Annotated in this window: 10 protein-coding genes and 1 tRNA gene; 6 read left to right on the top strand and 5 right to left on the bottom strand. The window is 74.0% G+C overall.

All coding sequences use genetic code 11. The features are described from left to right. Position 1: 1 nt before the first annotated feature. Complete coding sequence (locus tag AC1DQC_RS13525) at positions 2-460, bottom strand: hemerythrin domain-containing protein (RefSeq protein ID WP_477051763.1); 459 nt, start codon at positions 458-460, stop codon at positions 2-4. 38 nt (positions 461-498) lie between these two features. Here AC1DQC_RS13525 and AC1DQC_RS13520 point away from each other — a divergent pair, with 38 nt between their 5' ends. The 6 genes from AC1DQC_RS13520 (at position 499) to AC1DQC_RS13495 (ending at position 5662) form a co-directional block, all read left to right on the top strand. Continuing rightward, positions 499-1506, top strand: coding sequence for a Gfo/Idh/MocA family protein (locus AC1DQC_RS13520; protein WP_477051762.1), 1008 nt, complete (start codon positions 499-501; stop codon positions 1504-1506). Positions 1507-1543: 37 nt separating this feature from the next. Continuing rightward, positions 1544-2170 (top strand): dTMP kinase, encoded by a 627-nt coding sequence (gene tmk, locus AC1DQC_RS13515; RefSeq protein ID WP_477051761.1) that lies wholly within the window; start codon positions 1544-1546, stop codon positions 2168-2170. Continuing rightward, a complete protein-coding gene (locus AC1DQC_RS13510; protein ID WP_477051760.1) occupies positions 2167-3306 on the top strand; it encodes a DNA polymerase III subunit delta' in 1140 nt (379 codons plus the stop codon). Before tmk ends, AC1DQC_RS13510 begins: the two co-directional genes overlap by 4 nt. An 85-nt stretch (positions 3307-3391) precedes the next feature. Next, positions 3392-4954 (top strand): alpha/beta hydrolase, encoded by a 1563-nt coding sequence (locus AC1DQC_RS13505; protein ID WP_477051759.1) that lies wholly within the window; start codon positions 3392-3394, stop codon positions 4952-4954. Positions 4955-5002: 48 nt separating this feature from the next. Beyond that, complete coding sequence (locus AC1DQC_RS13500) at positions 5003-5506, top strand: hypothetical protein (RefSeq protein WP_477051758.1); 504 nt, start codon at positions 5003-5005, stop codon at positions 5504-5506. A gap of 80 nt (positions 5507-5586) precedes the next feature. Next, positions 5587-5662: transfer RNA gene (locus tag AC1DQC_RS13495), tRNA-Thr, on the top strand. Positions 5663-5750: 88 nt separating this feature from the next. On the opposite strand, the gene AC1DQC_RS13490 is transcribed toward AC1DQC_RS13495, so the two are convergent. The 4 genes from AC1DQC_RS13490 to AC1DQC_RS13475 are packed head-to-tail and all read right to left on the bottom strand — an operon-like array spanning position 5751 to position 16565. Then, complete coding sequence (locus AC1DQC_RS13490) at positions 5751-5966, bottom strand: GNAT family N-acetyltransferase (protein ID WP_477051757.1); 216 nt, start codon at positions 5964-5966, stop codon at positions 5751-5753. A gap of 9 nt (positions 5967-5975) precedes the next feature. Then, positions 5976-6221: a hypothetical protein gene (locus AC1DQC_RS13485; protein ID WP_477051756.1), complete on the bottom strand. Its 246-nt coding sequence runs from the start codon at positions 6219-6221 to the stop codon at positions 5976-5978. A 1-nt stretch (position 6222) separates the two neighbouring features. After that, complete coding sequence (locus tag AC1DQC_RS13480) at positions 6223-9867, bottom strand: hypothetical protein (protein WP_477051755.1); 3645 nt, start codon at positions 9865-9867, stop codon at positions 6223-6225. Beyond that, positions 9867-16565 (bottom strand): hypothetical protein, encoded by a 6699-nt coding sequence (locus AC1DQC_RS13475; protein WP_477051754.1) that lies wholly within the window; start codon positions 16563-16565, stop codon positions 9867-9869. The genes AC1DQC_RS13480 and AC1DQC_RS13475 overlap by 1 nt, the downstream gene beginning before the upstream one ends. Between the last annotated feature and the right edge of the window lie 74 nt (positions 16566-16639).

The raw sequence follows: 16639 nt of genomic DNA, 5'->3' as shown, positions 1-16639 counted from the left end.
CTCAGCCGAACAGGTCCGTGCGCGTCAGCGTCGGGTCCCGCAGGTCGTCGAGCGCCGCGACGATGGCCCGCTCCTCCCAGCGGAAGTGCGACTCGAGGATGGCGGCGAGCCCGTCGATCTCGGTCCGCGCCCGGGTCGGGTCGTCGTCGGCCGTCCGCAGGGCACGGTCGATCCGCTGCAGGATGTCCGCGACCATCCGGTGGTCCCGCGCGAGCCCGTCCAGCGTGTCCCGGAGCTCGGGGTACTGGTCGGCGAGGGCGGGGAATGCCGTGCGGTCCTCGCCGGTGTGGTGACGGCCGACCGCGTCGCAGAACGCGGTGCAGTGCGTCCGCAGGCCGGGCGTGAGCGTGGTGCTCCCGTCGAGATCGTCGAGGAGCCGGTCGAGCTCGTCGCGCAGATGGTCGTGCACCTCGACGAGCTGCTGGCCCCACGCGGTCAGGCGGTCGGGATCGGACGGCACCCGGCAACTGTGCCGCACACCGCGCTAGGTTGTCGCCCATGGCCGACCGCGCGCAGGACCCTCGCACCGCTCCGCCGATCCGCTGGGGCATCCTCGGCGCCGGCAACATCGCCGCCACCTTCGCCTCCGCCGTGAACGCGCACACGCGCGCCCAGCTGGTCGCGGTGGGCTCGCGCAACCGCGATCGCGCCCAGCGGTTCGCCACGGCCCACCACATCCCCACGACGCACGTGGGGTACCGCGAGCTGGTCGAGGACCCGCAGGTGGACGCGGTCTACATCGCGACCCCGCACTCCGAGCACAAGGAGCAGGCGCTGCTGGCCATCCGCGCGGGCAAGCACGTGCTCGTCGAGAAGGCGTTCACGCGCAACGCGGGGGAGGCCGAGGAGGTCTTCGCCGCCGCGCGCGAGGCTGGGGTCTTCGTCATGGAGGCGATGTGGACGCGGTTCCTGCCGCACGTCTACGCGCTGCACCAGGTGATCGACGCGGGCGAGATCGGCGAGATCATCAACCTCACGGCCGACCACGGCCAGGCGTTCACGTTCGACCCGGCCAGCCGGCTCTTCGACCCCGCCCTCGCCGGCGGTGCGCTGCTCGATCTGGGCGTCTACCCGGTGTCGTTCGCGCACGACTTCCTCGGGGTGCCCGACGCAGTGCAGGCCGTCGGGCAGCTGACGACCACGGGCGTCGACGGGCAGATCTCGATCGTGCTGTCGTACGGCGAGCGCACGCAGGCGACGCTGTCGACGACCATGTGGGCCAAGACGCCGACCATGGCGCTCATCTCGGGCACCGAGGGCAACATCGTGGTCGAGGGCAGCTTCTACGCGCCGACCTCGTTCCGCGTGCAGCGCCTGGACGGCCGCGTGTGGGAGTTCGACCAGCCGGGCACCAAGGGGCTGCAGTACGAGGCCGCGGAGGTCGCCCGCCAGGTAGCGCTCGGCGCCACGGAGAGCCCGCGGATGACGTGGGACAACACCCTCGAGGTGCTCCGGACCATGGACACGATCCGCTCGGCCATCGGGGTGTCGTACCCGGGCGAGTGACCGGGGCGTGTCCCCGCCGGCGGCTACCCTGGCGCACGTGACCTCGCACCCCGGCCTCTTCGTCTCCTTCGAGGGTGGCGACGGTGCCGGCAAGTCCACGCAGGCCCGCCTGCTGGGCGACTGGCTGACCGGCCTGGGCCGGGAGGTCGTGCTGACCCGCGAGCCGGGCGGCACCGAGCTGGGCGTGCTGCTGCGGGACGCCGTGCTGCACGGCGACCACGTCGACGCCCGGACCGAGGCCCTGCTGTACGCCACCGACCGCGCGCACCACGTCGCGTCTCTCGTGCGGCCCGCCCTGGACCGCGGCGCGGTCGTCGTCACCGACCGCTACCTGGACTCCTCGGTCGCGTACCAGGGCAGCGGTCGCGACCTGGGGGCCGACGAGGTCGAGCGCCTCTCGCTGTGGGCGGTCGACGGGCTCCTTCCCGCGCTCACCGTGCTGCTGGACCTCGACCCGGTCGCGGGCAAGGCCCGGCTGACGGGCGACCCGGACCGGCTCGAGCGCGCGGGCGACGAGTTCCACCGCCGGACGCGCGAGGCGTTCCTCTTCCGCGCGGAGGCGGAGCCCGGGCGCTGGCTGGTGCTGGACGCGACGCGACCGGTCGACGAGCTGGCGGCCGCGGTGCGCGAGCGCGTCGCCGGTGTGCTCGGGGTCGCGCAGTGACGAGCGTCTGGGACGACGTGGTCGGCCAGGAGCCCGCGGTCGAGGTCCTGCGGCACGCCATCGAGGACCCGGCCGCGATGACCCACGCCTGGCTGCTCACCGGCCCGCCGGGCTCCGGCCGGTCCAACGCCGCGCGCGCCTTCGCGGCCGCGCTGCAGTGCGCCACCGGCGGGTGCGGTGTCTGCCACGACTGCACGACCACCCTGCGCGGTCTGCACCCGGACGTCACCGTGGTCGCCACCGAGGGTGTCTTCATCCGTGCGGAGACCGCCCGACCCCTGGTCGAGCTGGCGCAGCGCGCGCCCTCCCAGGGTCGGCACCGCGTCATCATCATCGAGGACGCCGACCGCCTGAACGACACCAGCGGGAACTCGCTGCTCAAGGCGATCGAGGAGCCGGCCGCCCGCACGGTCTGGGTGCTCTGCGCGCCGAGCCCGCAGGACGTGCTGGTGACCATCCGGTCGCGATCCCGCGCCGTCGCGCTCCGGGTGCCGCCGGTCGACGCCGTCGCCGCGCTCCTGGTGTCGCGGGACGGCATCGATCCCGAGGTCGCGGGGATCGCGGCCCGCGCCGCGCAGAGCCACGTCGGCATCGCCCGCCGGCTCGCCCGCGACCCCGAGGCCCGGGCCCGTCGACGGGCCGTGCTGGGCATCGCCGCCAAGATCCGGGGCGTCGGGGATGCCGTGCTGGCCGCCGGCGAGCTCGTCGAGACCGCGCAGGCCGACGCCAAGGCCGCCACCGAGCAGCGCGACGCCGACGAGCGCGCCGAGCTGCTGCGCTCCCTGGGCGCCGAGGGCGCCGCGACCCTGCCGCCGGCGCTGCGCACCCAGGTCCGCCAGCTCGAGGAGGACCAGAAGCGCCGGGCCACCCGGTCGCAGCGCGACGTGCTCGACCGCGCCATGGTGGACCTGCTCTCGCTCTACCGCGACGTGCTGGTGGTCCAGCTGGGCGCCGGCGTGGAGCTGGTGAACGTCGAGCACGAAGAGACCGTCCGCGCCCTGGCCGAGGCGAGCACGCCGGAGCAGACCCTGCGGCGCATGGACGCGGTGGGGCAGGCGCGCACGCGCCTCGCGGGCAACGTGGCGCCCTTGCTCGCCGTCGAGGCGATGGCGGTGGCCCTGCGCCCCCAGGGCTGAGGCTCGTGTGCAGATCGGGTGTCGGGTGCGTGCCCCGGACCCCGAGTGGCCAGGGAGGCCCAGGATCGGCGGCTACCGTGGGCGCATGCCGCTCTCCGACCGCCCCGTCGCGCCCTCGGGCGCCTCGCGCGACCGACGGCATCGCCTCGTCGCCCTCCTTGCCGTCGCCGTCGTCCTGCTGGCCGGGTGCGTCTCGCCCAAGAACCAGGCGGCGGGCCCGACCCCCGGAGCGACGTCTCCGTCCGCGGAGGCCACCGGTGACCTGGCGCGGTACTACGGGCAACAGCTCGAGTGGACCACCTGCGCCGAGGGGGAGTGCGCCACGGCCCAGGTCCCGCTCGACTACGCCGACCCCGCGGGCCCCTCGATCGGCCTCGCGCTGGCCCGCAGCAAGGCCACCGGCGGGGAGCCGCTGGGCTCGTTGCTGCTGAACCCGGGCGGCCCCGGCGCCTCGGGCGTCAGCTTCCTGGACCAGGCGAAGAGCATGGTCGGCGAGGACGTCCAGCGGCAGTACGACCTGGTGGCGTTCGACCCGCGCGGCGTGCAGCGCTCCAACCCGGTGCAGTGCGTCGACGGCCCGGCGCTGGACCAGCTCATCGCCACCGACCCCGACTACTCGACCGACGCCGGCATTCAGGCGGTCATCGACGCGTACGGCGAGCTCGGCGCGGCCTGCCTGCAGAACACGGGAGCGGCCCTCGGGCACCTGGACACCGTCAGCGCGGCGAAGGACATGGACGTGCTGCGCGCGGCCCTGGGTGACGACAAGCTCGCCTACCTCGGCTTCTCGTACGGCACGGAGCTGGGCGCCACCTACGCGGCCCTGTTCCCCTCGACGGTCGGCCGCATGGTCCTCGACGGCGCGCTGCCCCCCACGCTGACGTCCGCGGAGGCGTCGGAGGGCCAGGCCGTCGGCTTCGAGAACGCCCTGCGCGCCTACATCGCGGACTGCCAGGCCGGATCGCGGTGCCCGTTGAGCGGATCGGTCGACGACGGGCTGGCGCAGATCCGCGGCCTGCTCGACCGGGCACGGGCCAACCCGCTGCCCACCAGCAGCGACCGGGACGTCACCAGCTCGCTGGCGTTCTACGGCATCGCCCTCCCGCTCTACGCCAAGTCCTACTGGCCGTACCTCACCCAGGCGCTGACGGAGGCGCTCAAGCACAACGACGGCACAACGCTCCTCGCGCTCGCGGACCAGTACTCCGACCGCGGTCCGGACGGCACCTACACGACGAACTCCGTGGTGGCGTTCGACGCGATCAACTGCCTGGACAACCGTGACTCCGCCGACTTCGCCGAGATGCGCGCCGAGGCCGCGCAGATCGAGGCCGCCGCGCCGACCGTGGGCTCGTTCTTCGGCTACGGCGGGACGCTGTGCGCGAAGTGGCCGGTGCCCGAGGCGGGCGGCCTCGACTCGTACGCGGCCGAGGGCGCCGCGCCGATCCTCGTCGTCGGCACCACCAACGACCCCGCGACGCCCTACCGGTGGGCCGAGCAGCTGGCCGACCTCCTCTCCTCCGGCGTCCTGCTCACCTACGAGGGCGAGGGCCACACGGCCTACGGCTCCTCCAACGACTGCATCGCGAACGCGGTCGACGCCTACCTGCTCTCGGGGACCGTGCCCGCGGAGGGCACGCGCTGCTGACCGGCGCCTCCGGTTGCCGGAGGCACGGCGGCACGTCACCGTGACTGCATGGCACCCCTCGTTCCCTCTCTCGGCCTCTCCGGCGGCCCGGCCCGGCGACGCCCCGGCGCGGGGCTCGTGCTGCGGTCGGCCCTGCTCGGCTGGGCGGCCGGCGCCCGCTCGTCCCTCGGGCCTGGAGCACCCACGCTGACCGGCGGCCGCGGCCCCCTCGTGCGCGCCGGTTCGGCGTTCGCCGTCGTCGGTGAGCTGGTGGCGGACAAGCTGCCCAGCGCGCCGAGCCGCCTCGAGCACAACGGGGCCATGATCCGAGCGGGCGCCGGAGCCACCGGCGCGACGATGCTCGCGGCCCGCGACCATGCGCGCCCGCTCCTGCCGGTCCTCGCCGGCGCCGTCGGCGGGCTGGCCGGGACGTACGGCGGAGCCGCGTGGCGCGCGTGGGCCGCCGGACGGATCCCCGCCTGGCAGGCCGCCGTCGCCGAGGACGCGCTGGCGCTGACCCTGGCGGCGATCGCGTGCGCCCCCGGCCGCCCGGTCCGGGCCCTGGCGGGATGACGCCCGACGCTCGCTTTGGAGGGCCGGGGTTCCTCCGGGTACAGTAAGCGGGCTCGCCGGGGACCACGGTTCCTGACGACGCCGCCTTAGCTCAGTCGGCAGAGCGTCTCACTCGTAATGAGAAGGTCAAGAGTTCGATTCTCTTAGGCGGCTCCACCTGAAGGCCCCGTCATCAGCGCACAGCTGGGACGGGGCCTTCGTCGTGTCATCGGCGGGGAGGGCTCGAGCGTCGCTCGGGTCGAGCTCATGAGGGTCCGGGACGCCCGGGGGCGGTGGAGTCCCAGGTGAAGATGCGGACCGGAGACTCCTCAGGCTGCAGCGATCGGTAGAACGCGAGGGCGGGGGCGTCGTCATCGTCCGCGGCGACGAAGACGACCTCGATGCCCGCCTCCGCAGCCAGAGCGCGGAGCGTGGCGACGAGGCGTGCCGCGACGCCCTTCCGGCGGAAGCCCTCGTGCACGGCGAGGTCCTAGACGAAGAGCTCCGACGAGGCCGAGCGGGTCATCGGGATCGTGTGCGCGGTGACCCCGCCGACCACCCGGTCGCCGTCGAGGGCCGCGACCGCCCAGAAGGACGCGGCCGACAGCAGGTCGGCCACGTACTCGTCGCCGAGGGGCTCGGACGGCTCGTCGAACTGCGCGGCCATGACCGTGAACAGCTCGCGGGCGTGCCGTTCGTCGCCCGGGCCGAGTCGTCTCGTGGTGAGGGTCGCCACGTCAGACGGTGGTGGTGATCGAGGCGGACTGGCCGTCGCCGTCGACGATCGTGACGGTGACGGTCAGCGGCGCGCCGGCGGGGACCAGGACGTCCCACACGCGGGTCCGGCGGATGCCGAACGGCCCGAGCAGCCGGCGCCAGCCGAAGCCGATGACCCCGGGCTGGGCGACCGCCGAGGTCGTCGGCGGGATGTCGGGCAGCGCCGCCGAGCCGCGGTAGATCCGCAGTCGCGGACCGCGTCCCATCCGGGGGTGCGCGGACGCCGACAAGGTCGCCGGCGGCACGTCCGCGGCCGACGCCGAGGTGGTCACGGTCACCCGGGTGGTCTTCGGCGTCGGGTGCGAGACGCCGACGAGCGTCAGGGTCGGGGGTGCCGGGGGCGGCGCAGGCACACCGGGGGCGGTGGCCCGCTGCACGGTCGCGCGACCCAAGGGGTCGACCAGTCGCAGCGCGACGTCGACGTCGGCGGTCGCGTCGGCTCGGGCGAACCAGACCGCGAGGGGTGTGCGACCGCCGGACCTCGGACCGCGGACCAGCACCGCCTCGCCGGGCGCCGGCAGGGTCGCCGGTGCCGGGGTGCCGTCGCCGAGCGTCACCACGTCGGCGAGCGCGACTGTCGCCAGGGCGGCGAGGTCCGCGTCGGAGACCGTCACACCCTTGCCGGCGACCCGGTGCGGACCCCAGGCGGTGTCGTCCGGGGCAGCGGTCGACGTCCGGGCGACCATCACCAGGTGGTCGGGCGTCCCGTCGGAGACCACCAGCGGCGCAAGGTCAGGCCCGCCGGACGGCGGGGTGGCGACCGTGACGATGTCCGACTCGCCCGACAGCAGCCCGCGGATCGCCTGCTCCGGCACACCCGAGGTGTCCGGGACCGCGACCGCGCGCAGGTACGACGGCTGCCACCCCGCACCGGTCGCCAATGTCGTCGACGCGGAGTACAGCGGAGCCCCGGACCGGACGTCGCGCCGCGGCTGGCCGCCGACGAGCACGGCAGCCGCCGGGACGATGGTCGGCTTGCCCATCGAGTCGGCACGGCGGGCGGCGTCGAACACCCGGGTGCGGTACAGCCGGAAGCCGCCGACCGGCACGTTCGAGGCGACCTCCAGGTCGACCTCGACCCCGGTCTCGGTGATCACGGTGCGGACCAGCGGCGGCGCCGGGCTGACCACGCGCGGCGCCATGAAGACCTGCGTCTGGGTGTCCAGGCCGACCGTCGGGAACGGCGAGTCGGTGCCCGTCGGCGTGGTCGAGGTGACGACGAACAGCTGCAGGTCCGACGCGCCGCGCGCGAGCGGGACGTCGGCCGCTCGCGGCGAGCCCGGGTTCTCCGGCACCTCGAGCACCCGCCGGAACGCGCTCTTCGCCTCGGCGCCACGCGCGGCGAGCACCCCGCGCAGCTCGAGGAGCCGCGCGCCCGGGATCGGGTTGGGCGCCGCGCCCAGGCCGAGGGTGTCGCGCAGGTTCTGCTCGGTGGTTCCCCAGATCACCCAGTTCTTCACCGGTGCGCTCGGCGGCGCGCCCCAGGCGATCCGGACGTGGCTCGACCCGGCGGCGTCCGGCATCGACCCGAGCGGGACGCCGGGCAGGATGACGACCTGCGGCACGACGGGCACGGGGGATCCGGCGGTCGCGATCACCCAGCGGTCCGGTGTCGACGCCACCCAGCCAGTGGGCGACGGACCGACCGCGGTCGCGCGGCGCGCCCAGATCACGACGCCCCAGCGCCCGGTCGCGGTGAAGTCCAGCGGCGTCAGGTCGACGTCGGTACGGAAGCGGCGCGGGTCGCCCTGAGCGCTGCCGGGCGTGATCGGCAGCGGCGGCACGGTCCGGGTCGCGTCGTAGCCGTCCTGGTCGAGCGGGGTGACGGTGCAGCCGGCGCCGGTCGGGACGTCGCCGGCGAACGCGTAGGACCAGGACGCGGTGTGGCAGCCCGCCGGGGCGACGCCGGGCCCGACGCCCGCCGGCGGCGCGGAGTAGGGGCCGACCATCGGGTACAGCACGGCCGTCAGCTCGACGCCGGTGGTGGTGCGCTGCGTCCACTCCAGCATCGTCTCGACCCGCAGGTGCGCCGGGCAGGCCGACGCCGACCCCGAGTACCTGGCGGTCAGCGCGGGGTTGGCCAGGATCGGCGGCGTCGCGCCCGGTTCGGTCGTGTCCACGTGCGTCTCGACCCACGGCGACCAGACGCCGTAGATGTCGTCGTGCGCGGCGCCGAAGCCGAGGTGCCGGCCGCCCGACCCGAGCGGGATGTCGGCGTAGGGGTCGATCACCGACGTCCGCCCCGCGGAGTCGGCGCCGGGCACCGACCCGATCCGCCAGCCGCCCCAGTCGTCGTTCTTCTCGCAGCCGGGCTCGGCCTGCCCGGCGCCCGTCGGGTAGCGGCAGTAGGCCTGCGCGGTCACCCGTCCCCAGCCGGCGCCGACGGTCGGCCGCGGCCAGGACAGCCGCACGTTCTCCTGCCACGGCTGGTCGATGCCGGCCGGTGCGTTCAGCGAGTACCGGGCCGCGGTCAGGCCGAGCGGCGACGCCGTGACCCCGTGCTGCACCGGCGGCGCGTACGCGGCGTACTCCCCGGCCGGGCCGACGCCGATGATCTCGCCGTCGAGGTCGATCGCCGGTCCGCCGGCGTAGGTCGCGGTCACCAGGAACTCGGGCGGGGCGCCCCGTGCCACCCGGAGGTCGGACGACATCGGCGGGTACGCGGTGCCGAAGCCCAGGGCGAGGTTGAGGTAGGCGTCGGTCTGCGACGGGATCGCGAGCATCGGCCAGGGCGCGGCGTCGATCTGGGTGGTCGGGCCGACGCCGACGGTCGTCTGGCCCGGGCCGGGCACGATGGTCGGACGGGTGATCGAGCGCTGGTCGCGTTCGGGCAGCCCCGGCTGGTACAGGTCGTCGAGCCGGGGGAGCAGCTCGCCCTGCAGCACGGCGACCATCCGCGGCAGGTCGGGTGTCAGCCACTCGGGCGCGGCCACCCCGGACGGCAGCACCGGGAACCAGCCGAACGGCGGGGCTCCGCGCGACAACCGGTCCAGCGCGGCGCTGGTCGGGTCGGTCGGGGAGCTCAGCATGCCCTGCTTGTCCCCGTCGTAGTCGCCGAGCGGACCGTCCACGGGCAGGCCGACCAGCTCGTACGGCGTCCAGTCGCCCGCGTTGACGATGTCCGCCAGCGGCTGCACCGACACCACCGGCGAGCTGAGGTTGTCGACCAGCGCGCAGGTCGCGCCCGACGTCCGCAGGTCGACCGAGACGGTCCCGCTACCGGTCCGGCTGGCGGCGGCGACCGCGGACTCCGTCGTCGGGGCGCCCCAGTACAGCGTGACGGTGACGGGCCGTCCCGGATCGGACACCGTGCCCTGCACGACCACCCGGCCGGCGGTGCCGGTCCAGGTCAGCAGCGACTGGGAGCCGTAGCTCTGCACGGGGTCGCGCGACGGGACGAGCTTGACGGCCTTCGGGAACCGGTACCAGACGGTGAACACCCCGTGCGGCACACCGAGCGCGCCGGCGCACGCCCAGCTGACCCGGGTACGCGGCGGTGCGTCGCCCACCTGACCGCCGGCTTCCCGCTGGGTGTTGGCGACCGCGTTCCAGTCGATCACCACCGCCTCGGCACGAAACACCGAGGGATTCGCGATGCGAGCCATCAGGCCTCCTCCTCCCACGGCGCCTGCGCGAGCAGCACCGACAGTGCGTGCGCCGACGTGCCGGCCGTCCCGTCCACCCTGGTGACCTGCAGGTCCAGGTTCAGCGTCGTCCCCCGCTGGCTCGCGGCCAGGAAGGCCACGACCCGGGTACCGCCCGGTCCGACCGCGATGCGGTCGACGGCGGCCCCGGCTCCGGCGGAGCGCACCACGCTCAGCCACCGGTACGGCACCCGCGCCCAGTAGTGGTGCACCGGATCGGGGTCGGTGGTGGAGGCGACCACCTGCTTCGGGCCCACCCGCGTGCGCACCAGGCGCTCGTTCGACTCGACGACCACCGCGACCGGCTGCGGCGTCGGGTCGGTGGTCCACAGCACCTGCACCAGCGGGAACGCCGGCACCTGCGGTGCCCCCAGCCCAGCGTCCTCGAACGCCTGGTCCAGCGCGGCGCCGGTGACGTCGCCGACCAGCGGCGTCAGCGCGCCCGGCGTCAGCACCCCGCGGTGCTGGATCGGCGCCGGGGAGACGTAGCGGGCGAGGTCGGCCAGGTCGGTGAACCGCCCGGTGGTGAACGGCGCCCGGAACACGATCTCGCCGTCGCCGGCGGTGCCCGACGGCCGAGCGTGCACGTCGAGCAGATACTCGGTGAGCGGGTCGAACACGTAGGGCAGGAAGTACGGCGCCTCGTCGTGCGCGTCGATGTGGGACTGGTCGATGCACGGCTTCCCGGTGACGACCTCGCCGAGCGCCTCGCGCCACGGCTGCTGGACCCCGTAGACCTGGTCCGTGCCGAGGTACGGCGAGCCGGGGTCGACGGTGACCTGCGGGTTGGCGGTGCCCGGCTGGTCGGCGAGCCGGGGGTGGTGACCCGAGGCCGCCCTGACCTGCACGAACAGCTCCTTGCCGTAGGCGGCGTAGAGCGCGGTGACCCGCTGGCTGGAGAACGTCACGGTGATCCCGGCGTGGGTGAACAGGCCGTCCTCGCCGCGGTCCGGCTCGGTGGCGAGCACCCACGGCGTGAGGTCGTCGCTCTGCGACGGCGGCGTCGGCACGGCACCGGTGCGGAACGTGAAGCTCTGCGTGCGGTCCTGCGACCCGCCGACGGTCGCCGCTGTCAGCGTCGCGGCCGGCTGCTGACCGGCGGGCGGGCTGTACTGGTCGCCGCTGACCGCGATAGCCGTCGCGGTCCAGTCGATCTCCACGGCGTACGTGCTGTTCGGCGTGAGCAGCGGTTCGGTGCCGGCGGCGGCCAGCGCCGTGGAGACCGCCGTCTGGTCGGACGACTTGACGGTGACGTCCCAGGCGTAGCGGCGCGCCTCGGACTCGAGCACCGACTCCACCCCCACCACGTAGAACGGCTGCGGCGGCAGCTTGCGGGCCCGCGCGCGGTCGAACCCGACGACGATCCGCCGGGCCGACGGACGCATCCCCTTGAGATAGGCCCAGACCAGCACCAGCCCGTCCTCGGCCCCGATGCGGGCGGCCAGGTGCCCGGCGCGGGACACCGGGTCGGCCCACGGCCCGTCGKGGTCGAACCAGTGGTCGGACGGATGGTTCTGCGCGGACAGCAGATCGGTGCCGCGGACCGGGTAGCGCCGCAGCTCGCTGCCGTCGGCGGCCCGGCCGACGACGAACAGCCCGCCCTCGACGATCCGGCGGTCGACCAGCAGCAGCACGCCGACGTCCGTGAATCCGTCGTCGGCGTCCTGGGGCTCGAACCAGACGGCGTCGGCCAGCTCGTCGGGCTGGAAACCGGTCGCTTCCCAGGCCTTCTTGACGAGCGTGCGGGTGTCGTCGTCCGCGTGCGGCGCCGGCTCGTCGGAGTCGAGCGCGGGGCTGCGCAGGATCTCTCCCGCACATTCGAGCGCCGCCCGCGCCCGGCTCGACCGCCACGTGGCCGTGTGCAGCAGTGCGCCGGCGTCGTACAGGCCGGCCGCGCCGACGGCGGCCTCGAGCAGGGTCAGCCCGCGGYCCCCCGTGGGCTCGTGCGGACCGGCGACCGCCCAGCTCTGGCCGATCCCGGCAGGGTCCGAGCGCTGCCCGTCGAAGCAGGGCACCGCGCCGCCCACGACGACCGCGGGTGCCGTGCCCTGGAGCGGGTCGATCGAACCGGCGACCCGCCACGCCTCGCCGACCCGCAGCCCGGTGCGCACGGGGGTGGAGCGCGTCGCACCCGGCGGGTCCGGCCAGGGCAGCCCGGTGAGGAACCACCCGGTGGGGTCCGGCCCGGTCGGCTCGCCGTCGAACGTCCACAGCTGCGGCGCCGGTCCCGCCGGCGGCGAGCAGATCTCCCCCCAGACGTGCGTGACGTGGTCGACGAGGTTCTCGCCGTACGGCACCGCGGCCGGTTGGGCCACCGGCACCCAGGTGAGCAGGCCGAGGCCCACCTTGCGGCCGTTGCCGTCGGCGCCGTGCACCCACCAGGCGGCCGGGGCGGGCGAGGTCGGCGGGAGCAGGGCGCCCCCGGTCAGCCGCACGGCGGTGACGTCGTACCGCCACCAGTGACCGCCCACCTGGACCCACGGGTTGTAGGGCTGCGCCGTCCACGGTCCGAGCACGCCGCCGACGACCGTGGCGGCGTCCGCCTTGGGGGCCACCGCGAACTCGACCAGGGGCACCACGTCGATCGGCACCACCGGCACGTCGCCCACGCCGCCCGGCGCCGCCTTGCCGAGCGACCCGTCGACCGGGCCGGACGACGCCGACCCCTCGATCGTCACCTGCGTCGACCGGGCGATGAGCGAGACCCCGCTCACCAGCGGCGGCGGCTCGCCGGGGTCGTTGGCGGGCGGGCTGCCGATGGTCAGCTCGACCGAGCCCTCGACGCTGAAGAAGAAGAAGTCGACCTTGCCGTGCGCCTCGCCGTGCACGTACAGCCGTGCACCGGGGTCGCGGTAGATGACCACGAGCTTGGCCCAGGCCGAGATCGAGATGATGAACAGCCGGAGCTCGCCGCCGATCTCGAAGATCCCGCCCAGGTACATCGGGTCGGGGGCGAGCAGCGCGTCGAAGCCGCCGGACGCCTCCAGGTACAGCCCGGACGGCTTGTAGCCCATCAGCACCGCGGAGACGTGGAAGCCGACCGCGAAGGTGAGGCCCTCCGACTGGAGCACCGGGTCGGTGGGCAGGGTCTTCCCGTCGCCGTACACGCCGAGGTAGCCCGTCGCCTCGAAGACCCCGAGCACCTGGACGCTCACCGGGTCCGCGTAGCTGCCCAGCTCGACGTACCAGTGCGACGGGTTCGTCTTGGTGTCGAAGAACGCGGTCACCGGGACGTGGAAGGTGATCAGGCCGGAGATGTCGTAGTCGACCCGCAGCGCGATCAGGATCGTGCCGCGGCCGAAGTCGAGGTCGATGACCGCCAGGATCGTCGCGCTGGTGTCGCCGGTCACCCCGGGCAGACCGGGGGACAGGATGTTGGCCAGCATGATCAGGCCGATCCGTGGTCCGGGGACCTCGATCAGCAGGACGCCCTTCATGTTCAGGGTGAACCCGCCGTCGACGGTGCCCAGCACCAGCCCGGCGGCGAAACCGTAGTGGTCCGCCGAGTACTGCCAGGCGTCGGGGGCGCTGAACAGCGTGTTGTTCGCCAGGTGCTGCTTGGCCCAGTCCAGGGCCGGCAGCGCGGTGGCGGGCATCACGCGCTCGAAGTTCACGCCCATGCCGCCGAGGAACCCGTAGATGCCCAGCCCAGAGCTGCCGAGCACGATCGGCACCGGTAGCTCGACCAGCCCGCCGAACAGCACGCCGACGTTGCCGTCGGGACCCTTCGCGATGTAGAGCGAGGCGGCGATCCGGACGGAGACCGGGGTGACGGTGATGTCGAACGCGCCCCCGATGAGGTTCTCGGAGATCGACACCTCACCGGTGCCGTGCAGCGTGCCGGGCACGTCGATCGTCGCGCGCAGCCGGGAGATCGAGATGTCCGGGGCGCCCCCACCGTTCTGGAACGTGGCCCGCACCGTCGCGGTGTCGATGGTGATGATGCCGATCTCCAGGCCGATCCCGAACTGGATCTCGATGAACATCGGGTTGTCGCGGGAGACCTTGAAGCCGAACACGCGCAGGATCTGGTCCAGCGGGGACACCGCCGCGACCGACCCGTCGGGGGCGTCGATCGTGTAGCCCTTGTCGGGGTCGAAGACGAACGTCGGGGTGAACGCCGCGCCGGCCGCACCCCAGGTCGCGGCCATCCCGATCGCCTTGTAGCGGGCCTTGACCGGTTGCGTGGTGCGGATGATCTTCACGTCGACCATGAACTGCGTCTCGACGTCGAACAGCACGCTGACCCGCTCGCCCGCGGACGGGTCGCCGACCTCGCCGGACGCGCCCACGATGCCGTGGCTGACCAGCACGTCGACCCCGTACAGGGTGATCTCCTGGGTCCTCATCACCGTGCCGGACGCGCCGAGCCCGGCCCCGACCAGGGCGACCGCCGCGCCGGCGGCCGGCGACAGCGAGCTGACTGCGGCCGTCAAGGGCGCGATCACCGCCATCGCGCCGACGCCGTCGATCACCGGGTCGGGGATGCCGTCGCCGCGCTTGCGCTGGTAGAGGCCGTCCACGTCGCCCGCGTGCGACTTGACCTCGGCCTCGACGGACCAGGCCTGCCGATCCTCGGTGATCCGCATGCGCGCCAGGAAGTCGACGATCCCGTCGCCGGGGTTGCCGCCCGGAGGGAGGTCGAGCCCGGGCTTGACCTGCCCCGCCGCCGACGAGACGTCGAGCTCGCCCCAGACCTCGGCCCGGATGAACGACGAGCGCAACAGCTCGACGCGCACGCCGATGCGCCGGAAGCAGGACGGCGGTGCCGGCCGGGCCGGCGTGTTCTCGGCCGGGGGAGTGTCGTTCGACCAGTGCGAGACCTCGGCGTGCAGGTGGCCGCCGACGGTGACCGGCGCGAAGGCCGAGACCCGGGCGCGGGCCAGCCACCAGAACCCTTCGCTCTCCGGTGGGGCGGCGGTGGCCGGGTTGGTCGCGGCCGTCGCGGGCCAGGTGTGCGCGTGGGCGGTGTCGTCGCCCGTCGCGGTCCCCGGCTGGACGTCGGTGAAGCCCGCGTCCTTGAGGATCGCGATCGCGGCGCTCCGGCGGCGGGCGGACAGGTCCTTGTTCCACTGGTCGGAGGTGGTCGCCTCGTACGAGGCGTACCCGTCGACCTCGATGTGGGTGCCGTGCGGGATCCGCGCGGCGAGCGCCCGCGCCGCCGCCAGGTAGGTCCCGCTCGCTGCCAGGCCCGACCGCGACGGTGACTTCGTGTCGCGCGTCGAGTCCGGACCGAGCACCCAGGCCAGCTCGCGGCTCGACGGGTCGGTGCCCGGCGCGGGGTTGAACTCACCGGTCTTGGGGTGGTCGACCAGGAAGTAGCAGTCGCTGTCCTGCGCGACGGCGCCGGAGAACGTCACCGACAGGTCACCCTCGATGGGTGCGGCGTCGGTCAGGGAGGCCAGGTCGACGGTCACCGTCGGGCCGTTCGTCGGGCCGACGAACGTGAGCGTCGGCGACGTCCACGCGATCGTCGCCCCGGCCGGCGGCTCGTGGCTCAGCTTGATCACCGCCGGGTCGAGCGTGTCGACCTGCAGCTGCCACTGGGCCGACGGGTCGCTCGGCGTGATGCCGAGGACCCTGGTCGAGCCCGACCCGGAGACGGCACCGGGCGCGAGCGCGGTGTGCAGGGTCAGGGTCTTGTCCAGGCCGGCCGTCGCGTCGTGCACGGTGACGGTGATCGACGTGCCGTCGGCGTCTGTCGTGATCGCCGCGCGCTCGCCGACTACGGCGGTGGCGTTGTCCGGGGTGATCGTGATCGTGTTCGAGCCCGAGCCGCCGTGCGTGGACACGATCAGCGTCGAGCTCGCGGGCACCGTCGCCGAGCCGTCGGCGGCGGGGATCACGGGCCCGGTCGGCGTCAGGAAGGACGCCTCGACGGACAGCGACGCCCCGTTGACCACCTCGACCTCGAAGATGCCCGTGACCCCGGCCGACGCGCCGACCCCGATGTAGAGGTCCCGCGCGGCAGCGGTGACGTGCAGGCCGTCCAACCCGTTCGGCTGCACGAAGAGCCGGATCTCCGGCAGGAAGAATCCCTGCCAGCTGTTCGGCATGGTGCGGGCACCCGCCGGCAGGTTCGACGGACCGGCTGTGTCGGACAGGTCGAGCACGGCCCCCCGGAAGCCGAAGCCGACCGCGTTGCCGGGTCCGACGATCGCGTAGCCCGGTTCCATCCGGATGAGGTCGTAGATCTGGTCCGTCGGGTCGCCCGACGTCGACGCACTGACCAGCGAGAACTTCACGTCCTGGCCCTGGAGCTGCTGCAGGCGCACGGTCAGGCCGCCGACCACCAGGAACACCCCGCGCTGCGAGGGGTCCGGCACCAGCAGCGCGTTGGCGACGTCGTAACGGGCGGGCGTGAGGAACGGCAGCGCGATCGCGACCACCGGCGCCGTCAGGTCGATCCGCCAGCCGTCGTCGCCCACGTGCCGGCCCACGGTCAGCGTGACGTGCGGGTCGCGGAACTCGATCGGGGTGCCCGCACCGGACAGGCCGAGCCCGGTGAGGTCGGCGGTCTCCCGGTAGATGTGCCAGGTGCCGTCGCCGTCCGTCAGATCGGGCTGCTGCACGCCCGGGGCCGACTGGAGCACGGTCTCGAGCGTGTCGAGGGCGCCACCGCTGCCGGCCGACCCGGGCAGCTCGTCCCACAACGACATGACGACTCCCCCGAACGGGTGAATGTGGATATACCGAACATATGTGACACAGGTCACATTTGTCATCAACCCGG

This window comes from Cellulomonas sp. P4_H12 (genome assembly GCF_056400905.1).
Note: the sequence above shows the minus strand (reverse complement) of the source record. Positions and strands in the feature narration are given on the sequence as shown.